This is a genomic window from Spiroplasma endosymbiont of Villa modesta (assembly GCF_964030925.1).
GTDB lineage: Bacteria > Bacillota_I > Bacilli_A > Mycoplasmatales > VBWQ01 > Spiroplasma_E.
Genome location: NZ_OZ034992.1, coordinates 1067357 through 1087979, shown reverse-complemented (window position 1 = coordinate 1087979; position 20623 = coordinate 1067357). Strand labels below are relative to the sequence as shown.

The 20623-nt window shown below is 22.0% G+C and carries 31 protein-coding genes; 19 read left to right on the top strand and 12 right to left on the bottom strand.

The window, feature by feature from the left end; genetic code table 4:
• Nucleotides 1–16: 16 nt before the first annotated feature.
• The 9 genes from AAHM89_RS07080 (at nt 17) to AAHM89_RS07040 (ending at nt 7627) form a co-directional block, all read left to right on the top strand.
• Nucleotides 17–424 (top strand): transposase family protein, encoded by a 408-nt coding sequence (locus tag AAHM89_RS07080; protein ID WP_339045908.1) that lies wholly within the window; start codon nt 17–19, stop codon nt 422–424.
• Between the two features lie 383 nt (nt 425–807).
• Nucleotides 808–1623 (top strand): hypothetical protein, encoded by an 816-nt coding sequence (locus tag AAHM89_RS07075; protein ID WP_252320214.1) that lies wholly within the window; start codon nt 808–810, stop codon nt 1621–1623.
• A gap of 73 nt (nt 1624–1696) precedes the next feature.
• Nucleotides 1697–2695, top strand: a complete 999-nt coding sequence (locus AAHM89_RS07070) for a glycosyltransferase family 2 protein (protein ID WP_342265865.1) — start codon at nt 1697–1699, stop codon at nt 2693–2695.
• A 4-nt stretch (nt 2696–2699) separates the two neighbouring features.
• The gene (locus AAHM89_RS07065) at nt 2700–3395 is read left to right on the top strand and encodes an RDD family protein (protein ID WP_252320210.1); all 696 of its coding nucleotides are present in this window, start codon (nt 2700–2702) and stop codon (nt 3393–3395) included.
• A 35-nt stretch (nt 3396–3430) separates the two neighbouring features.
• Nucleotides 3431–5617: an ATP-dependent helicase gene (locus AAHM89_RS07060; protein ID WP_342265864.1), complete on the top strand. Its 2187-nt coding sequence runs from the start codon at nt 3431–3433 to the stop codon at nt 5615–5617.
• 867 nt (nt 5618–6484) lie between these two features.
• Nucleotides 6485–6736 carry a hypothetical protein gene (locus AAHM89_RS07055; protein ID WP_342265863.1) on the top strand — a complete coding sequence of 84 codons (252 nt, stop codon included), beginning with the start codon at nt 6485–6487 and terminating at the stop codon, nt 6734–6736.
• Between the two features lie 168 nt (nt 6737–6904).
• Nucleotides 6905–7183 carry a hypothetical protein gene (locus tag AAHM89_RS07050; RefSeq protein WP_342265862.1) on the top strand — a complete coding sequence of 93 codons (279 nt, stop codon included), beginning with the start codon at nt 6905–6907 and terminating at the stop codon, nt 7181–7183.
• Nucleotides 7176–7376 carry a hypothetical protein gene (locus AAHM89_RS07045; RefSeq protein WP_342265861.1) on the top strand — a complete coding sequence of 67 codons (201 nt, stop codon included), beginning with the start codon at nt 7176–7178 and terminating at the stop codon, nt 7374–7376. Before AAHM89_RS07050 ends, AAHM89_RS07045 begins: the two co-directional genes overlap by 8 nt.
• A gap of 2 nt (nt 7377–7378) precedes the next feature.
• Nucleotides 7379–7627, top strand: a complete 249-nt coding sequence (locus tag AAHM89_RS07040) for a hypothetical protein (RefSeq protein WP_342265860.1) — start codon at nt 7379–7381, stop codon at nt 7625–7627.
• Between the two features lie 27 nt (nt 7628–7654).
• Here AAHM89_RS07040 and AAHM89_RS07035 read toward each other — a convergent pair whose 3' ends face one another.
• Entirely contained in the window at nt 7655–8632 is a 978-nt protein-coding gene (locus AAHM89_RS07035) for an IS3 family transposase (RefSeq protein WP_342265776.1), read from the bottom strand.
• Nucleotides 8633–8776: 144 nt separating this feature from the next.
• Here AAHM89_RS07035 and AAHM89_RS07030 point away from each other — a divergent pair, with 144 nt between their 5' ends.
• The 7 genes from AAHM89_RS07030 to AAHM89_RS07000 all read left to right on the top strand — a co-directional run bounded on the left by AAHM89_RS07030 (nt 8777) and on the right by AAHM89_RS07000 (nt 11768).
• A complete protein-coding gene (locus tag AAHM89_RS07030; protein ID WP_338978831.1) occupies nt 8777–8938 on the top strand; it encodes a hypothetical protein in 162 nt (53 codons plus the stop codon).
• A complete protein-coding gene (locus tag AAHM89_RS07025; RefSeq protein WP_174480108.1) occupies nt 8938–9174 on the top strand; it encodes a hypothetical protein in 237 nt (78 codons plus the stop codon). The genes AAHM89_RS07030 and AAHM89_RS07025 overlap by 1 nt, the downstream gene beginning before the upstream one ends.
• 11 nt (nt 9175–9185) lie before the next feature.
• Nucleotides 9186–10010 (top strand): hypothetical protein, encoded by an 825-nt coding sequence (locus tag AAHM89_RS07020; RefSeq protein WP_342265859.1) that lies wholly within the window; start codon nt 9186–9188, stop codon nt 10008–10010.
• A gap of 16 nt (nt 10011–10026) precedes the next feature.
• Nucleotides 10027–10185: a hypothetical protein gene (locus AAHM89_RS07015; protein ID WP_342265858.1), complete on the top strand. Its 159-nt coding sequence runs from the start codon at nt 10027–10029 to the stop codon at nt 10183–10185.
• Between the two features lie 35 nt (nt 10186–10220).
• Complete coding sequence (locus tag AAHM89_RS07010; RefSeq protein ID WP_174481134.1) at nt 10221–10409, top strand: hypothetical protein; 189 nt, start codon at nt 10221–10223, stop codon at nt 10407–10409.
• Between the two features lies 1 nt (nt 10410).
• Entirely contained in the window at nt 10411–10596 is a 186-nt protein-coding gene (locus AAHM89_RS07005; protein ID WP_281748210.1) for a hypothetical protein, read from the top strand.
• A 194-nt stretch (nt 10597–10790) separates the two neighbouring features.
• A complete protein-coding gene (locus tag AAHM89_RS07000; RefSeq protein WP_342265776.1) occupies nt 10791–11768 on the top strand; it encodes an IS3 family transposase in 978 nt (325 codons plus the stop codon).
• Nucleotides 11769–11870: 102 nt separating this feature from the next.
• Here the strand turns inward: AAHM89_RS07000 and AAHM89_RS06995 are convergent, their stop codons facing one another.
• The 8 genes from AAHM89_RS06995 to AAHM89_RS06960 all read right to left on the bottom strand — a co-directional run bounded on the left by AAHM89_RS06995 (nt 11871) and on the right by AAHM89_RS06960 (nt 14591).
• Complete coding sequence (locus tag AAHM89_RS06995; protein ID WP_174480221.1) at nt 11871–12029, bottom strand: hypothetical protein; 159 nt, start codon at nt 12027–12029, stop codon at nt 11871–11873.
• A gap of 16 nt (nt 12030–12045) precedes the next feature.
• Nucleotides 12046–12870, bottom strand: a complete 825-nt coding sequence (locus tag AAHM89_RS06990) for a hypothetical protein (protein ID WP_342265857.1) — start codon at nt 12868–12870, stop codon at nt 12046–12048.
• 11 nt (nt 12871–12881) lie between these two features.
• Nucleotides 12882–13118 carry a hypothetical protein gene (locus AAHM89_RS06985; RefSeq protein WP_174480108.1) on the bottom strand — a complete coding sequence of 79 codons (237 nt, stop codon included), beginning with the start codon at nt 13116–13118 and terminating at the stop codon, nt 12882–12884.
• Nucleotides 13118–13279, bottom strand: coding sequence for a hypothetical protein (locus AAHM89_RS06980; RefSeq protein WP_338978831.1), 162 nt, complete (start codon nt 13277–13279; stop codon nt 13118–13120). The genes AAHM89_RS06985 and AAHM89_RS06980 overlap by 1 nt, the downstream gene beginning before the upstream one ends.
• A 3-nt stretch (nt 13280–13282) precedes the next feature.
• On the bottom strand, nt 13283–13576 hold the full coding sequence (locus tag AAHM89_RS06975; RefSeq protein WP_342265856.1) for a hypothetical protein: 294 nt from the start codon (nt 13574–13576) through the stop codon (nt 13283–13285).
• A gap of 2 nt (nt 13577–13578) precedes the next feature.
• Complete coding sequence (locus tag AAHM89_RS06970; protein ID WP_338978835.1) at nt 13579–14043, bottom strand: hypothetical protein; 465 nt, start codon at nt 14041–14043, stop codon at nt 13579–13581.
• Nucleotides 14043–14171 (bottom strand): hypothetical protein, encoded by a 129-nt coding sequence (locus AAHM89_RS06965; RefSeq protein WP_342265855.1) that lies wholly within the window; start codon nt 14169–14171, stop codon nt 14043–14045. The genes AAHM89_RS06970 and AAHM89_RS06965 overlap by 1 nt, the downstream gene beginning before the upstream one ends.
• Nucleotides 14172–14339: 168 nt before the next feature.
• Nucleotides 14340–14591, bottom strand: coding sequence for a hypothetical protein (locus AAHM89_RS06960; RefSeq protein WP_342265854.1), 252 nt, complete (start codon nt 14589–14591; stop codon nt 14340–14342).
• Between the two features lie 827 nt (nt 14592–15418).
• On the opposite strand from AAHM89_RS06960, the gene AAHM89_RS06955 reads away from it, so the two are divergent.
• Nucleotides 15419–16303 carry a DDE-type integrase/transposase/recombinase gene (locus AAHM89_RS06955; RefSeq protein WP_342265853.1) on the top strand — a complete coding sequence of 295 codons (885 nt, stop codon included), beginning with the start codon at nt 15419–15421 and terminating at the stop codon, nt 16301–16303.
• Between the two features lie 721 nt (nt 16304–17024).
• On the opposite strand, the gene AAHM89_RS06950 is transcribed toward AAHM89_RS06955, so the two are convergent.
• Genes AAHM89_RS06950 through AAHM89_RS06940 form a run of 3 tightly spaced genes read right to left on the bottom strand, consistent with a single transcriptional unit; the run spans nt 17025 to nt 17611 of the window.
• Entirely contained in the window at nt 17025–17159 is a 135-nt protein-coding gene (locus AAHM89_RS06950) for a hypothetical protein (RefSeq protein WP_342265852.1), read from the bottom strand.
• A gap of 25 nt (nt 17160–17184) precedes the next feature.
• Complete coding sequence (locus AAHM89_RS06945) at nt 17185–17385, bottom strand: hypothetical protein (protein ID WP_338960314.1); 201 nt, start codon at nt 17383–17385, stop codon at nt 17185–17187.
• Between the two features lie 25 nt (nt 17386–17410).
• The gene (locus AAHM89_RS06940; protein WP_338960314.1) at nt 17411–17611 is read right to left on the bottom strand and encodes a hypothetical protein; all 201 of its coding nucleotides are present in this window, start codon (nt 17609–17611) and stop codon (nt 17411–17413) included.
• A 289-nt stretch (nt 17612–17900) separates the two neighbouring features.
• Between AAHM89_RS06940 and AAHM89_RS06935 the strand changes: the two genes are divergently transcribed.
• The gene (locus AAHM89_RS06935) at nt 17901–19031 is read left to right on the top strand and encodes an Mbov_0401 family ICE element transposase-like protein (RefSeq protein ID WP_342265851.1); all 1131 of its coding nucleotides are present in this window, start codon (nt 17901–17903) and stop codon (nt 19029–19031) included.
• A gap of 367 nt (nt 19032–19398) precedes the next feature.
• On the top strand, nt 19399–20376 hold the full coding sequence (locus AAHM89_RS06930) for an IS3 family transposase (protein WP_342265776.1): 978 nt from the start codon (nt 19399–19401) through the stop codon (nt 20374–20376).
• Nucleotides 20377–20623 lie beyond the last annotated feature (247 nt).

Below are 20623 nucleotides of genomic sequence, written 5' to 3'. Positions count from 1 at the left end.
TTCTGGTAAAAGTTGAATGTATTCTATAAAATTTCAAATTGTATATGATTTTTTTAATAAAAAAATTGTTGATATTTTTGCTGATAATGGTAAAGTGCATGATTTTCAAATATTAAAAAATTCAAATCTTGAATTTTCAGAAAAAACAATAATTATTGGTGATTTAGGATATCAAGGTATACAAAATATTTATAAAAATACAATAATACCAATTAAAAGAACTAAAAATAAAAAATTAACTAAACAAGAAAGAAAATACAATAAGATTGTATCTAAAATTAGAATTAAAGTTGAACATGTCTTTGCTTGATTGAAAAGATTCAAAATTTTAGTAAATAAATGTAGAAAATCTAAATTTAGACTTATGTACTTAAGATTTAACTTACTTTGTGAAATTTTTAATAAAATAAAACCATTAAAATAAAAAAATATTAAAAATATTTTTTTAAAATTTAAATTTTTATCGAGTTAATATAAAAATATTATTAACAATTTTTTGTTTAAAATGTAAACTCATTTTTTAAACTATTTTTTCAAAAAATATTTATTTCTATATTCAATAACACTAAATAGTTTTAAAACAATTTTATTGACAATTAATTAAATTTAATTACGGAATATGTCCTATGTAGAAATATATGATATATTCATATAGTTTAAAGATAATTTTATGATGTATTGTTAGTTGTTTAATAGTAAAAATAAAAGTACTTTAATTATTAATCAAAGTGAAAAATTTTCTTAGACCACACTTTATATATAATTTGATAAAATAGACTTAGAAAATATTAGAGTTAGGAGTAGAAAATGAAGAAAATTATTTTAAATCCAAATATTTGTGCTGATGAGATTGAACTTACTATTAAAAAACAAGGATGAGAAATTATTGATAAAAAATATGATTTTTATCAACCATACGTTAGTATTTTTGATAATTTAAATTATGAAGCAAAAGTAGATTTATATATTGCTTTTAAAACTGCAGGTAACTTTGTTCATAAGGTATATTGCTATTTTTTAGAATTTGATACAAATAATATTTTTAAAATATCAGAAATTAAATCACCAGAGCATCCTAAGGGACAAATGACAACACGAGTTGCTGATTTTAAGTATTATAAAACTACTGGTAATCTAGGTTTTACTCCTTATAAAAGCCCAATATCTGGTCAACCATATAACTTAAGTCATAATTATCACAGTTTTTTTAATTCATTAATTGAATCAGAAGCAAGAAATGAATTAAACTATGTTTGTATTTTATTAAAATATGATAATCATGCTCGAAGCAAGAAAAGACTTCGATATTTTGTTAATTCCTATAAAAAGTTTATTAAATCATTTCTTTTTAAATTTGAAAAATTTGAAATTAGAAAAACACGTGCTTTATTAAGAGCAGAAATATTAAAAGGACAAAAAAAGAAAAAAGTTAGCAAGCCCGCAAAACGAAACGTTATTAAACCTAATAATACTGAAACTGTTATTATTGAAGGTAATTTAAAAACTATTTTTGATCATAAAAATATGACTGTTAAAGTTATTAAAGAAACAGATAATATAGAAAAATCTACTTTAGTATCTAAAAATAAACTTAAAAATAGTAATCAAAAAAATAAAAAATAAATGTTGATAAACCTTCACTTAAAATTGTTAAAGAAGTGTTATAATTATTTATAAAAGAGAGGAAATATTTATTATGCTACTAAGTTTTATTTTATATACAACTTCATTTGAATCCGAGCACTTAGATTCTTTTTTAGCAAAGATTTTTGTAAATAAAAAAACTAATTTTGAAGTTGTTGTTGTTGATGATGGCATTAACAATGAAAATTTGGAGATATTTAGTAAATATTTTAAATTATATCCACAAAATTTAAAAATGATTACTAATTATCAAGTATCAGGTATTGCCATTAGTCGTAATCTTGGCCTTAAATATATTTCCGGACAATATGTAGTTATTTTAAATCCAACTGAAATTCTTAGCGTTAATTTTGTTGAAACAGTTAATAAAATTTTAGATAATAATAAGGATTTAGATTGTATTGAATATTGTATTCGTTATGAATTTGATATAAATAATGTTTTTCATTCAACAATTAGAACTGAAGTTAATAAAATATATAATTTAAATACAACACAAGGAAAAATAGTCTTTGCTTTAACAACACCAGTTTTAACAACAAAAATCATGAAAGTTAGTATTATTAATGAATATAATTTACAATTTCGTAAAGAAATCCAATTTGATAGTTTATTTTTATACTCATTTTTAGCACATTGTAAAACATATTATGCAATTAATGAAACATTATTAACGTCTAAAAATAACACATTGGAAAATGATAATATTTTTGAACTAATGCATCAATGAATACATATTTTAAACTATTATAATAATTATAAAATTAAAAAAGTTTTATATGAAGAGTTGGAATATGCTTTTGTTAGATACTATCTATATACTCTTTTAAGATTTATTAGTATTTCTAAAAAACCTGCATTAATTGAAAAAACATATAATCGTGTCAAAGAAATTATTGAATTTAAATTTAAAAATTTTAAAAAAAATTCTTATTTTAATACTATTAATCCAAATGATAAATTTACCACTTATGCTCCTGATCTAAGTACTTATTTTAAGAAATATTTTAAAGATAATAATATTAGAGATGATTCAAAATATTGAGAGTAAAAAAATGAATATTAAAAAATTAGATACAACCGAAACATATATAATAGCTAAAACATGAAAACGTATTATTGCACGTATTTTTGACGTGATTTTTGTTAGTTTAATCCCATTAATAATTGGATTAGCAATCCATTATTTAGATAATAAAGGTAATCAAGAATCATGACAATTAATAATTATTTTTATTATTAATATAATTGTTGTCATTATATATTTTGTTATTATCCCATGAAAATGTAAGGGTCAAACTTTGGGAAAATTAATTTTTCAAATAAGATTAGTAAATGAAAAAAATCAAGATTTAAAGTTAAAACATTTTTTTTATCGTGAACTATTTTTAGTTTTTATTCCTCTATTATTAACCACTTCAATAATTCTTTTTATGAAATTGACTTTTAATGAAAACATTGCTACTATTAATAGTAATAGTACTTTAAATTCTTGATTAAATATTCTTATTCGCTCTGTAGTTAGTTTTGATTTTGCTTGGTATTGTGGGATTATGATCGTCACTAAAATTGATAAATATCATCAGCTATTCTTTGATCGTTATCATAAAACTTTTGTCATTAACAAGAAACCACTTGCAACTAATAAAAGGAAGATATCAACTAACGTTAATGATCCACATATTCATTTAGTTTATTCTCAACCAGGAAATATTAATGATGACGAATTAGAAAATATAAATAGTCTTTAATAGTATATACTCTTACTAACTTAAGGATAAATAACATGGATAAAACAAAACTTTTAGAAAATCTGAATGAACAACAACTACAAGCAATTATTAATGTTGATGGCCCATGTCGTATTATTGCGGGGGCTGGAGTTGGAAAGACGCGGGTTATAACATATAAGATTGCTTACTTAATTAATGTAATTAAAATTGCTAGTGAAAAAATATTGGCATTAACTTTTACTAATAAAGCAGCACGCGAAATGAAAGAACGAATAATGCAACTTTTAAATGATACTAACATTAATGTTAATATTGTTACTTATCATGCATTATGTGCCAAAATATTAAGAAGAGATATTCATCATTTAAATATTAATAATAATTTTAATATTATTGATCAAGAAGATCAACGAAAAATATTAAAAGATATTTTTCAAAAAGAATTTTCACATAAAGCTGAATTGCAGGAGTTAAGATTATTAAGTTCTAATATTTCTAACTGAAAAAATAATTATCTTTCTCAAGATCAATTATTAGCTGATTATCAAAATCAAGATGAGTGAATTTTACGTATCAAAGTTTTTGAATCGTATAAAAAATATCAATTTATTAATTCATGTTTAGATTTTGATGATTTATTATTATTAGTTGAACGTCTATTTAAAGAATTTCCACATATTTTAACAAAATGAGAAAAGAAATTTGATTTTATTTTAGTTGATGAATTTCAAGACACTAATGATATTCAATATAATATTTTATTATCACTTGCTAAAAATCATAAAAATATTACTGTAGTTGGTGATCCTGATCAAACTATTTATAGTTGAAGAGGAGCAAATATTAATTTAATATTGAACTTTACTAAACAATTTCCTAATACACAAACATTTATTTTAAATCAAAATTATCGTTCAACAACTAAGATTTTAAATACAGCTAATAGTTTAATTAAAAATAATGTTCAACGTATTGAAAAAGAACTGTTTACTAAAAATGAACTTGGTAATGATATTGTTATGTATCATGCTAGTAGTAGTGATCAAGAAGCACATTGAGTTGCAACAACTGTTAAAAAAATTCATTTAAAATATCATTTAGATTTGAATAAAATTGCTATTCTTTATCGTAATAATTATTTATCAAAAGATTTAGAACAAGCTTTGATTAATAATAATATAAATTATAAAATTTTTGGTGGTTATAAATTTTTTGAACGTAAAGAGATTAAAGACATTTTGGCATATTTAAAAATTATTGTTTGAAATGATAATATATCAATGATTAGAATTTTAAATGCAACACCTAAAATTGGACCAAAAGCTATTGATAACTTATTATTACTTGCTAATGAACAATCACTAACTTTAAATGAATACTTATTTAAATTTCAGTATGGATTACCAAAAAATTATCGTCAACATTTACAACCTTTAATTAATTTAATTAATGAGATGCAAACTAATATCAAAGATGTTACCTCTTTACATAACATGGTTGAAAATTTATTAAATAAAACTAATTATTTAAAAAAACTAGAAGATAATCTTGAAAAAGAAAGAATTGAAAATGTTCAACAATTATTAGAACAATTGCTTGAATATGATAGTAGTAATAATGAATTACAAGGCGAAGAATTATTAACGTCATTTTTACAAGAAGTAAGTTTATATACTGATTTAGATGAAAATAGTACTAATAAAGCCGTTAATTTAATGACAATTCACAGTGCTAAAGGTCTAGAATTTGATGTTGTTTTTATAGTTGGCATTAATGAAGGTATTTTACCTGGAATAGGTAAATTTAGTATAGAAAACTTAGATAAAATTGAAGAAGAACGACGACTTTTTTATGTTTCAATTACTAGGGCAAAAAAATGATTATTTTTATCTAGTGCCAGTGGATATTCATATATCTTGGATCGTATGAAACAACCATCTCGTTTCTTAAAAGATTTAGATCTTAAATATTTAAAAATCATTAATAACGAACACCAAGAAATGGCAGCAACTTATCAAAATCGTAATCATTCTAAATTTAATTACTATAAAGCTGATAATAAAGATAAGGTTGAAATAACTAATAATTGAAATGTTGGAGATATAATTATTCATGAAATTTTTGGAAAAGGTATTATTACTAAATTAATTGGTGATAAAATTCAAGTTGCTTTTCATAAAAATCATGGTGGTATTAGAATTATTAGTTCTAATCATATTGCTATTAAAAAATTTGTATAAATTTATTTGGGTGGTTGTCAAAGTTACGAAATAATTTATTATCATATTAGTAACTTATTTCCAAAAATGAATTATTTGAAAAATAATGAAAATTAGACAAAATTACTCTCTTTAACCCTTAAATTTAATATTCGACGTATTTTAAAAAAAATAAAAGATACATTTTGTAAGTTAAATTAAAATTATTATCAAGGAAAAAGACAAGAAATAATCTTGTCTTTTTTTGTAATTGTAAAATTTTAAAATTTTTATTATTAGCACCCTTTAAATATCTACTACACGCAGTGACCAAGTAGGAGAAAGTTAATAATTAATAATCTTCTTTAACGCTATTATCAACACGTGTTAGGGAACTAAAAAAGTGAACTACAACACAGTTGTTAAAAATAGTAGCTAGCATGTGGACTTGCATGGATAAATAAAAAGTGGAGTGATACCTAATAAAATATACTAACCATTTAATGGTAATCCTTGGGGTGGGAGCGGATTGGAAACTAGTATATATAGACCTGCTTAGGGAACCTACTATATTAATTCTATTCTTTATTTAACCAACCTTGCCACTCCCCAGTGAGCAAGTGTTGGTTTTATTTTTTATTTTTTTTGAAAAAATTTTTTTGGGCGAGAAAATAAATTTCAAACTTGTAAAAAAAATTGAGCGGTGCCGGTTCAATTAAAATATTAATTTGTTCAACACAAATTAAATAAATATTGAATCGAATGCCTCGATTTCTTTTTAAAATTTCACAATTTATTTTTGAGCCCAGTTTTCATGGAATGAATAAAACGAATAGTATTAATAATCTAAAAATCAAAATATATGTTCTTTATGCTAGAAGCAACAGAACATATTAGGAAAGGATTATTATGGCAATAGAAATTCTTGATTATGAAGCACTAAGAAAGATTGATAAAAAAATTAAAAAAAGAAGAAAAAGATGTGTTGAATGTAATGAATTATATGAAGATGACAAAATCCAAATGCTTTATTATTTTAAAACAGAATTAGAATCAGAACAACATAATATTAGAAAATTTGAAGATGATTATGATATTGCTGAACATTTAGATTATACAAACCCATATGGATATGTTTGTAATTGATGTAGAAGTGATTAATTATGCAAAAAAAGTATTTTTGTTGAACTTGTAAACAACATAAATTAGATTATTTATTCTTTAATACTAATGATATAAAAACAAGACAAAACTTTTTAAGAGACAAAAATAATAAAGCAATTTGTTATGACTGTATTTTAAATGTTAGATTAAGTAGGAGATATAAATATGAATAAACAAAAAATATTTTCTTATAAAGACCAAGAAATTATTAATAAATATAATAAAAAACGTAATCAAGAAATAACAGAAGAACATTTAAATAATATAGAAAAATTAAAAGAAGATTTTAAAAAAGAAATAATTAATGAATATAAAGAAAAATTAATTAAAGAATTAGAAAAAATAATGTTAGATAAAAATTTGTATCGTGCTGATTCATCATTATTTAATGAATTAAATATTTTATTAGTAAAAATAAAAAATGGTGAATTTGATAATGACTAGATGTATTACATGTAAAAGTTTAACTGAAAATACTACTGGAATTTGTGATTCTCCATACCATAATTCTTTTAATAAAGCAAAATTCATTACATATTTAGAAAATAAAATTGAAAATGATGGATATAGAAGTGCAAATGTTGATGCCATATATTATTCATTAATTAAAAAAATCAATAATGGTGAATTTGATTAATAATGCAATATGACTTAATTATTGGTATTGACCCAGCAGGAATAGGTAGTAATGGAATGGTTATATATTCAAGTGAAACTAATAATATTGTTTTTAATGAAACATTTAATACATTAACTGTTTTATGAACTAAAAATATGTATAAAGAAAAAATGCAATTAATTAAAGAAAAATTTATTGATAAAAAAATATTAGTTATTGTAGAAAATTTCTTTTTAAGTTCAAAACAATTATTGGTGGTTGGCCCTTAATTACTGGACCATTTTTGATATAAAATTCTAAATTTTAATTTGTAAAATTGGTGGTTTTAGAAATTTAGAATGTATTCTTTCATAATTATAAAACATAACATATTGATTTACATCATTTATAGCTTCATTGATGGATAAATATTGATTTGATCCTTTAGGTAGTCATTCTTGAGATAAATGAGAAAATCAGTTTTCAGATAATACATTACCACCAATATCATAAGGTTGTTTTTTGCTTAAAATTATTTGTTTATCCTCTGCTCATTTTGTGATATCCTGACAATAAAATTCGTTGGCGTTATCTGAATGTAAAATAACATTTTTTACTTGATTTCAAGAAAATTGTTTGTTGATTTTTTCAAGAGCAGGAAGAATTAAATCCTGATATGATTTATTAGGAGCAATATTATAACTAACAACATTATTTGAATAAAAATCAATAATTACAAAAAGATATAATCATCCTTCTTTAGTATTTATTTGTTTAGTGTCCATTGATCAAATTTGATTTGAAGAGGTTGTACTTTTATAATCTTTGTTTACTTTATCCATTGTAGGTATTCACTTATTTGGATTTTTTTTGTTTTTAGGATAGTTATTTTTAGTTTGTTTTAATCCTTGAATATTGTGTTCTTTCATAATTTTTCGCATTTGTTTTATTGATAATTCTATATTTAAAATGATATTTTTTTCTTGTTTTAATCACTCTTTAAAAGCTGAAAAAATTCTTAAATATCCATAAATTCTGCCTTTTCTTGTAGAATGAAATTCGATTAAAAGTTGGCATATTTTTTGATATTTATGATTGCATTTAATAATATGATTTTCTTCTTTTTTAATAGGTTTTTGTTTATTTTTTAAAAAGTAATATGTTGATCTGTTTAATTGAAGATATTGACATAGGTTTCTAATTGAATATTGATTTTTACAATCATCAATAATTTTAATTTTTTCTTTGATATTTAATTTGTTAATTACTAATGCTATTTGTTTAATTTTATCCATTAATAAAAATCCTTTCAGGTTAAAATTAGTGTTAATTATATAACACAATTGTTTTTAGAATACATTCAGGTTTTTTAAATTAATGGTCTAGTAAAAAGGGCTAAGTGGCAAGTGGCATGATTTAAAAAATGAAAAGAGTAAAAAATGATATTATGAAAAATTTTATTAATAGCACCAATATTAATAACAAGTATAACACTAATAATATTTTTAATTTATATAATTAAAGATTTAAAAAATGAATATAAAATATTGAAAATATTAAGTGAAATTTCTAATCAAATTAAAAATAAGGAGAATAATTAATGATAATATTACCTACTTTGTTTGAAAATAAAGATGAAATTGAAATATTATCACCATTTCCAAAAGCAATTCATACAAGTAATGATATTAGAGCAATTATTTTAAGACAATACCCAAATGTTAAATCAAAACACATAATTGTTTCTGATCCCGAAAGTAATGTTGCATTAATAGTTGGTGATAATGATGTTTATCAAGGTTGAATTAAAGTAACAATTAAAAAATTAGAAAATTAAAGGAGATTAAAATGCCAAATATAGAAAATCAATCAAATTATACTTTAACTAAATTAATTAGAACTGGTATAAGTCCAATTTGTGCAATGATAGGTACAAGTGCTTATTATGGTCAAGTAATAGATAGTCCATTATTAGGTTCAATTAATAGTTTATTATTTGGTAAAAAATTAGGTTTAGATATATGAAATTTAAATCAAAGACCAAATACAAAAACTAAATTAATTAATAGTTCTAAAAAAATTATTTTAGGTTTAGGAACAATTGGTTTAGCAAATTATAGTAAATGAACAGAAAATAATATTAATCCTATTATTCCAATAACACCAATTCCAATAACTACTACAACCACAACAGAAGGTCCGCCATGATTACTATTAAATAAACAAGAACATCAGTCATTAATGGATTGAGATACTTATATTTCATTAAATACTTATGGTATTTCAAATCTTATTAGTGGATTAACTGAGTTAATACCTAATAAATTTGAAGCAATAAGAAAAATATGTAATATGGCAACTGGTGGTTGTTTAATATCAAGTGGGGTTGCTATGGGTATTAATAATGATTTTATGAATGCTTATGCAGTACCTACTATTATTGCTGGTGCAAGTGAAATAATCCATAATTTACTACCTATGGAAACTACAAATCATATTCAAGAAATGCAAGAAACATCATTTAATGATGAAACTGCAAGATTAGTAAATGATAATAGATTCACAATTAATAGTGAAACAACTAGTCAATACGGTAGTGATAATATGAGCAAAGTAGCATTAAATCACGATAATGCTTCATTAAATTGAGATTATAATCACATGAGTTTATAAAGGAGGTGAGTAATTTATGAATAAAGAAAAATTAATTGAATATTATAATCACGAAATAAAAACACATAAAGAAAGGATGGAACAATTAAATAAAGAAATTTCTTTATTTGTAACTATTATAAGTAATTCACAATCAATGATTGAAAGAATTAATGGTGGGCAATTTGATGAATAATTAGAAAAATTAAAAATTGAAAGGAAAATATTCAAATGAAAGAATTTTTACATGAATTAATAATTATTGGAACAAGTGTTGGAACATTAATTTGCAGAGAAATTATTGTTTTATTAAAAAGATTTATCACAACTCCAAAACATGTTAGAGCAAATAACAAAATTATAAAACATCAAAAAAAATTAGCAAAATTAAACGAAAAAATTAATAAAGGAGAAAAATAATATGACAAAAATTGAATTTAATGAAAAATATAGAAAACAAGATATCAGTATTGATAGAGATTTTGATTTACATATTGATAATTGTTTTAAATTTTCTGATATTGATACATTAGAAAACGCAGTTAATGATTATAAAAAATTAATAAGTGAAATGCCACAATTAGTTAAAGATTGATTATTGGGATAAGATTAGGAGAATGTTAAATGTTAGAAAATGAAAATAATGTTCAACAAACAACTGAACCTTTAAAGCCACTTGCCACTTGCCACTTGCCACTTAGCCCTTTTTACTAGACCATTAATTTAAAAAACCTGAATGTATTCTAAAAACAATTGTGTTATATAATTAACACTAATTTTAACCTGAAAGGATTTTTATTAATGGATAAAATTAAACAAATAGCATTAGTAATTAACAAATTAAATATCAAAGAAAAAATTAAAATTATTGATGATTGTAAAAATCAATATTCAATTAGAAACCTATGTCAATATCTTCAATTAAACAGATCAACATATTACTTTTTAAAAAATAAACAAAAACCTATTAAAAAAGAAGAAAATCATATTATTAAATGCAATCATAAATATCAAAAAATATGCCAACTTTTAATCGAATTTCATTCTACAAGAAAAGGCAGAATTTATGGATATTTAAGAATTTTTTCAGCTTTTAAAGAGTGATTAAAACAAGAAAAAAATATCATTTTAAATATAGAATTATCAATAAAACAAATGCGAAAAATTATGAAAGAACACAATATTCAAGGATTAAAACAAACTAAAAATAACTATCCTAAAAACAAAAAAAATCCAAATAAGTGAATACCTACAATGGATAAAGTAAACAAAGATTATAAAAGTACAACCTCTTCAAATCAAATTTGATCAATGGACACTAAACAAATAAATACTAAAGAAGGATGATTATATCTTTTTGTAATTATTGATTTTTATTCAAATAATGTTGTTAGTTATAATATTGCTCCTAATAAATCATATCAGGATTTAATTCTTCCTGCTCTTGAAAAAATCAACAAACAATTTTCTTGAAATCAAGTAAAAAATGTTATTTTACATTCAGATAACGCCAACGAATTTTATTGTCAGGATATCACAAAATGAGCAGAGGATAAACAAATAATTTTAAGCAAAAAACAACCTTATGATATTGGTGGTAATGTATTATCTGAAAACTGATTTTCTCATTTATCTCAAGAATGACTACCTAAAGGATCAAATCAATATTTATCCATCAATGAAGCTATAAATGATGTAAATCAATATGTTATGTTTTATAATTATGAAAGAATACATTCTAAATTTCTAAAACCACCAATTTTACAAATTAAAATTTAGAATTTTATATCAAAAATGGTCCAGTAATTAAGGGCCAACCACCTAATTCATGTAAAAATTCTTTCATTTGAATATTTTCCTTTCAATTTTTAATTTTTTTAATTATTCATCAAATTGCCCACCATTAATTCTTTCAATCATTGATTGTGAATTACTTATAATAGTTACTAATAAAGAAATTTCTTTATTTAATTGTTCCATCCTTTCTTTATGTGTTTTTATTTCGTGATTATAATATTCAATTAATTTTTCTTTATTCATAAATTACTCACCTCCTTTATAAACTCATGTGATTATAATCTCAATTTAATGAAGCATTATCGTGATTTAATGCTACTTTGCTCATATTATCACTACCGTATTGACTAGTTGTTTCACTATTAATTGTGAATCTATTATCATTTACTAATCTTGCAGTTTCATCATTAAATGATGTTTCTTGCATTTCTTGAATATGATTTGTAGTTTCAATAGGTAATAAATTATGGATTATTTCACTTGCACCAGCAACTATGGTAGGTACTGCATAAGCATTCATAAAATCATTATTAATACCCATAGCAACCCCACTTGATATTAAACAACCACCAGTTGCCATATTACAAATTTTTCTTATTGCTTCAAATTTATTAGGTATTAACTCAGTTAATCCACTAATAAGATTTGAAATACCATAAGTATTTAATGAAATATAAGTATCTCAATCCATTAATGACTGATGTTCTTGTTTATTTAATAGTAATCATGGCGGACCTTCTGTTGTGGTTGTAGTAGTTATTGGAATTGGTGTTATTGGAATAATAGGATTAATATTATTTTCTGTTCATTTACTATAATTTGCTAAACCAATTGTTCCTAATCCTAATGCTATTTTTTTAGAACTATTAATTAATTTAGTTTTAGTATTTGGTCTTTGATTTAAATTTCAAATATCTAAACCTAATTTTTTACCAAATAATAAACTATTAATTGAACCTAATATTGGTTTAGCAATTACTTGACCATAATAAGCACTTGTACCAATCATTGCACAAATAGGACTTATACCAGTTCTAATTAATTTAGTTAAAGTATAATTTGATTGATTTTCTATATTTGGCATTTTAATCTCCTTTAATTTTCTAATTTTTTAATTGTTACTTTAATTCAACCTTGATAAACATCATTATCACCAACTATTAATGCAACATTACTTTCGGGGTCAGAAACAATTATGTGTTTTGATTTAACATTTGGGTATTGTCTTAAAATAATTGCTCTAATATCATTACTTGTATGAATTGCTTTTGGAAATGGTGATAATATTTCAATTTCATCTTTATTTTCAAACAAAGTAGGTAATATTATCATTAATTATTCTCCTTATTTTTAATTTGATTAGAAATTTCACTTAATATTTTCAATATTTTATATTCATTTTTTAAATCTTTAATTATATAAATTAAAAATATTATTAGTGTTATACTTGTTATTAATATTGGTGCTATTAATAAAATTTTTCATAATATCATTTTTTACTCTTTTCATTTTTTAAATCATTTAACATTGATTGAACAAAATGCACGATTTTTAGGAATGTTTAAAGTGTTAAAGATTTGACCAGTTACAATAATTTCATCGTTTTTGTTTAATAAAATACATCGGTTATAAAGTTTTGGTTTATTAAAAATTAAAGTAACATAATTTAATCCATTTCATTGACCACGAACACTATAATATAATTCCTTATTACCTTTTTCGTAATATTTTGCTTCAATAGTGTTACTCAGTTTTACTGTTAATTTGACATAATTTTCTTTATCTTTCATTTTTATAATTTCCTTAAATAATTATCAAAAATTAATATTTTTTTATGATTTTTTAAATAATATTGAATATGCTTATAAGCATCTTGTTCATGTTTTGTTAATTTTATATTTCCTTTATAATTTGTTATTTTATTTTTATTTTTTGGGTGGTTTTCTAGATAATCTCAGTTGAAAACATCTTGTACTAATACCATTAATGCACCAATAATTTTAGGTGTTGCTAATGGATTAGTTAATAATTGTTTTGAACTTAAAAAGAAATTTTCTACAATAACTAATATTTTTTTATCAATAAATTTTTCTTTAATTAATTGCATTTTTTCTTTATACATATTTTTAGTTCATAAAACAGTTAATGTATTAAATGTTTCATTAAAAACAATATTATTAGTTTCACTTGAATATATAACCATTCCATTACTACCTATTCCTGCTGGGTCAATACCAATAATTAATTCATATTGCATTATCAATCAAATTCACCATTATTGATTTTTTTAATTAATGAATAATATATGGCATCAACATTTGCACTTCTATATCCATCATTTTCAATTTTATTTTCTAAATATGTAATGAATTTTGCTTTATTCATATTTATACCTCCTACTTAACCTAATATTTAAAATACAGTCATAACAAATTGCTTTACTATTTTTATCTCTTAAAAAATATTTTTTTGTTTTTATATCATTAGTATTAAAGAATAAATAATCTAATTTATGTTGTTTACAAGTTCAACAAAAATACTTTTTTTGCATAATTAATCACTTCTACATCAATCACAAACATATCCAAATGGTTTTGTATAATCCAAATGTTCATCAATATCATAATCATCTTCAAATTTTCTAATATCATGTTGTTCTGCTTCTAATTCTGTTTTAAAGCGATAAAACATTTGGATTTTGTCATCTTCATATAATTCATTACATTCAACACATCTTTTTCTTCTTTTTTTAATTTTTTTATCAATCTTTCTTAGTGCTTCATAATCAAGAATTTCTATTACCATAATAATCCTTTCCTAATATGTTCTGTTGCTTCTAGCATAAAGAACATATATTTTGATTTTTAGGTTATTAATAATACTACTATTCGTTTTATTCATTCCATGAAAACTGGGCTCAAAAATAAATTGTGAAATTTTAAAAAGAAATCGAGGCATTCGATTCAATATTTATTTAATTTATGTTTAATAAATTAATATTTTAATTGAACCGGCACCGCTCAATTTTTTTTACAAGTTTGAAATTTATTTTCTCGCCCAAAAAATTTTTCAAAAAAAATAAAAAATAAAACCAACACTTGCTCACTGGAGAGTGGCAAGGTTGGTTAAATAAAGAATAGAATTAATACAATAGGTCCCTACAACAGGTCTATATATACTAGTTTCCAATTCGCTCCCACCCCAAGAATTACCATTAATGGTTAGTATATTTTATTAGGTATCACTCCACTTTTTATTTATCCATGCAAGTCCACATGTTCTAGCTACTATTTTTAACAACTGTGTTGTAGTTCACTTTTTTAGTTCCCTAACACTTGTTGATAATAGCGTTAAAGAAGATTATTAATTATTAACTTTCTCCTACTTGGTCACTGCGTGTAGTAGATATTTAAAGGGTGCTAATAATAAAAAATTTAAAATTTTACAATTACAAAAAAAGACAAGATTATTTCTTGTCTTTTTCCTTTGATAATAATTTTTTAAATGTATATTTTTTAAAATACGTCGAATATAAATTTAAGGGTAAAAGAGAATTTAATTTGTCTATCATCATTTTGAAATGGTAATATTCAAAAGAATTTATTTATCTAGTAATTCATCTTCCTACTTTTTTGGGAACCTCCCGTCAATATCTTCAATTAAACAGATCAACATATTACTTTTTAAAAAATAAACAAAAACCTATTAAAAAAGAAGAAAATCATATTATTAAATGCAATCATAAATATCAAAAAATATGCCAACTTTTAATCGAATTTCATTCTACAAGAAAAGGCAGAATTTATGGATATTTAAGAATTTTTTCAGCTTTTAAAGAGTGATTAAAACAAGAAAAAAATATCATTTTAAATATAGAATTATCAATAAAACAAATGCGAAAAATTATGAAAGAACACAATATTCAAGGATTAAAACAAACTAAAAATAACTATCCTAAAAACAAAAAAAATCCAAATAAGTGAATACCTACAATGGATAAAGTAAACAAAGATTATAAAAGTACAACCTCTTCAAATCAAATTTGATCAATGGACACTAAACAAATAAATACTAAAGAAGGATGATTATATCTTTTTGTAATTATTGATTTTTATTCAAATAATGTTGTTAGTTATAATATTGCTCCTAATAAATCATATCAGGATTTAATTCTTCCTGCTCTTGAAAAAATCAACAAACAATTTTATTGAAATCAAGTAAAAAATGTTATTTTACATTCAGATAACGCCAACGAATTTTATTGTCAGGATATCACAAAATGAGCAGAGGATAAACAAATAATTTTAAGCAAAAAACAACCTTATGATATTGGTGGTAATGTATTATCTGAAAACTGATTTTCTCATTTATCTCAAGAATGACTACCTAAAGGATCAAATCAATATTTATCCATCAATGAAGCTATAAATGATGTAAATCAATATGTTATGTTTTATAATTATGAAAGAATACATTCTAAATTTCTAAAACCACCAATTTTACAAATTAAAATTTAGAATTTTATATCAAAAATGGTCCAGTAATTAAGGGCCAACCACCAATAATATTAAATTAAAAAATAATGATATTAGTCAAAATGAATTATTTAAACTTGATGATAATCAATTTAATTGATTATCTATTACAAATGAATTAGAAAGTAATAATATTCCATCATTAGTTCCTGCTGATTGAACATTAGCTAATGGTGAATATGGAAAATATTTTACAAAATTAATTATTAATAATAAAAAAATTGAAAATGCTTTAAATTTATATGGTTCAAATAAATCTCAATTATATTCTAAATTAGAATTTTATAAAGAAATTTTAAAAATTGATAATAATAGCGAATTTGAATTACAAATTGAAAATCCGATTAATAACTTAAATCGGATTGAAATCAGTGGTATTTTTGGTGCTGGTAACTATGATTTAATTTTAATTACTGATAAACAAGAAATAAACTTACAAAATATTAATTTATTTGATAAATATAATGAAAATATTTCTTATATTAACTTAGAGATATAAATTATTTATTAAAATATCCATTAGGATATTTACCATTTCATAATATATCTGTACTGTAATATCAATTTTGAAAAGATATATCAAATTTTCTTCTTAACGGTTCATCTGCAAAATATAACTCAAATTTATAATCTTTTTTTAAAGTATCATTAGGATTAGTTGTCCAAATAGTTTGAACACCTCATTCAACTTGTTTATGTGGAGTTAAAAAATATTTAACTCCACTAACATTATGGGTAAGTACCCCCCCATGATTAATCCTATTGTTCCGGTTGTAGCACCAGTTAGTGCTAATGCTAATGTTATTTTACTTAAATTTGTTTTTATTCATGTTTTCATATTAAATTACTACTTACTTATATTTTTATAAAATTGTACAACGTTTTGAACAACATTTACTTTTTTTGATATTTTGTTTTTGTTTATTGTTTTTTATTTTTTTATCTTCTACTACTTCATTTAAATTTATATGTTCTCATACTTCTTCATTATAAGTGATTGATTGTCTAACTCCGTTTATATTATCTACATATCATGTTGTTGTATTATTTTTAGATGTTTTCATATTAAATTACTCCTTACTTATATTTTTATAAAATTGTACAACGTTTTGAACAACATTTACTTTTTTTGATATTTTGTTTTTGTTTATTGTTTTTTATTTTTTTATCTTCTACTACTTCATTTAAATTTATATGTTCTCATACTTCTTCATTATAAGTGATTGATTGTCTAACTCCGTTTATATTATCTACATATCATGTTGTTGTATTATTTTTAGATGTTTTCATATTAAATTACTCCTTTTTTCCTTGATTTTACTTATAAATTGTACTATTTTTGATTATTTTTACAAGTATGCTTTTAAATGCAAAATAACGCCTAAATAAAAGGTGTTTATTTTGTGAGACCTATACTATTAATTATATTGAAATTGTTTATTATATTTTAAATATGAAAGTGGTTTTTTTATTGAATTTTAAATTACACTTATATATGTATATAATAAACAAGTAAATTAATATTTTAAATTATTTACAATAAATTTTGATTTTTTTAAAATAGTTAGGAGAAGTAAATTTGAATTTTAATTATAAATGAAATTTTAGAGAACAAAATGCAAAAATTGATAAATTAGTTTTAAAACATATAACAAATAAATGAGAAAAAATAGATTGAAGAATAAAAAATACAAGAGATAAAAAGAAATATAAAATTGTTGATTATCAATATCGAACAAGAAAAATAATGTATGGATTAGTAACTTATAAAAGAAGAATTTATGAATACTTTGATGAAAAATTGCAAAAATGAGTTCGTATTTGTTTAGTTGATGAAATACTAGAACTGCCAAAATATAAAAGAATAGGTGAAGATATTGAACAAACTATTATTGAATATTTTGCTGATGGAAAAAGATACAGAGATATTTGAGATATTATAAAAAAAGCAAATATTAGTCTTAGTTCTATTCATAGAGTTTTTAAAAATTTAGAAGTAATTGAAGCAAATCCAGTAAAAGTAAAATTAGAAAAAAATCAACCTATTTTTGTAGCAATTGATGATGGCCACCGAAAATTTTGAAATTTTAAACGTAAAGGTACAAAACATTCTATGCGATTAATAGTAACATATACAGATAATATTAATCACAAAGTACAAAATAAAAGAGTAAAAGCAATTATTAGACCAACAAAAACAGCAATTGGAGTTAAAAAAACTTCTGAATTTGTTAAAGAACATTGTCAAAAATTTTATGAAAATATTGAGCAAGCAAAAATTATTATTTGTGGTGATAGTGCAGGATGAATTAAAGAAGTTACTAATTATTTAGGTGCACAGTTTGTTTTAGATAAATTCCATTTAATTAGAACATTATATCTTGGTATAATGGCGGGAAATAAAGGAAAATATTTAAAAGAATATAATTACTGTAAAAATTTAATTAATAATGGTCAATATGAACAATTAATTGATTATTTATATAAAGAATTAGAAAATCATAAAAAATTAAAGAAAAAATATTTTAAAAATAATAAACAAGGTATTGAAAATCAAGGTAAGAAATGAAATATTGGTTGCTTTACTGAAACTAATATTTGACATGTTTTAAAAGAAATGCTTGGTAATAGAACTTATAATATTTCAATTTATATTAAAATGGTTATTTTTAAATGTAATAAGATAAATACAGAGATACAATTATTATAAATTAAAATTTAACTTTTTTTTAAAAATCAAAATAGAATAAAACTTATTAAATACGCTTTAATAAGAATTTTTGTTGTGTATAAATATTAAATTTATTTTTTAATTTTTTAGTAATTTTTAAAAATAAGTATTTTAGTTGCATTTAAGTTAAAAAAATTATATTATTTAAATACAATTTCATAAAAATCCAAATTATTTCTTGTCTAACATAATAATAAGACTATATAAGATTTAATTTATTCCGGATTTTTGACAATCGCCACTTAGCCCTTTTTACTAGACCATTAATTTAAAAAACCTGAATGTATTCTAAAAACAATTGTGTTATATAATTAACACTAATTTTAACCTGAAAGGATTTTTATTAATGGATAAAATTAAACAAATAGCATTAGTAATTAACAAATTAAATATCAAAGAAAAAATTAAAATTATTGATGATTGTAAAAATCAATATTCAATTAGAAACCTATGTCAATATCTTCAATTAAACAGATCAACATATTACTTTTTAAAAAATAAACAAAAACCTATTAAAAAAGAAGAAAATCATATTATTAAATGCAATCATAAATATCAAAAAATATGCCAACTTTTAATCGAATTTCATTCTACAAGAAAAGGCAGAATTTATGGATATTTAAGAATTTTTTCAGCTTTTAAAGAGTGATTAAAACAAGAAAAAAATATCATTTTAAATATAGAATTATCAATAAAACAAATGCGAAAAATTATGAAAGAACACAATATTCAAGGATTAAAACAAACTAAAAATAACTATCCTAAAAACAAAAAAAATCCAAATAAGTGAATACCTACAATGGATAAAGTAAACAAAGATTATAAAAGTACAACCTCTTCAAATCAAATTTGATCAATGGACACTAAACAAATAAATACTAAAGAAGGATGATTATATCTTTTTGTAATTATTGATTTTTATTCAAATAATGTTGTTAGTTATAATATTGCTCCTAATAAATCATATCAGGATTTAATTCTTCCTGCTCTTGAAAAAATCAACAAACAATTTTCTTGAAATCAAGTAAAAAATGTTATTTTACATTCAGATAACGCCAACGAATTTTATTGTCAGGATATCACAAAATGAGCAGAGGATAAACAAATAATTTTAAGCAAAAAACAACCTTATGATATTGGTGGTAATGTATTATCTGAAAACTGATTTTCTCATTTATCTCAAGAATGACTACCTAAAGGATCAAATCAATATTTATCCATCAATGAAGCTATAAATGATGTAAATCAATATGTTATGTTTTATAATTATGAAAGAATACATTCTAAATTTCTAAAACCACCAATTTTACAAATTAAAATTTAGAATTTTATATCAAAAATGGTCCAGTAATTAAGGGCCAACCACCATCTCCCAATTTATTTTTATTAAAAATGTCTATTTTTTGGACATTTTTAAGTATTGTTAAAAAATTTCTTATAAAAAAATATTTTTTTATAAGAAATTTTTTATTACATATTAATTTTTTCAAGTATAAAATTAGAATTAAGATTTATTTTAATTTAATTTTCCTAATAACATTTTAAAATTGGTGCTAAATTGCCAATTATTT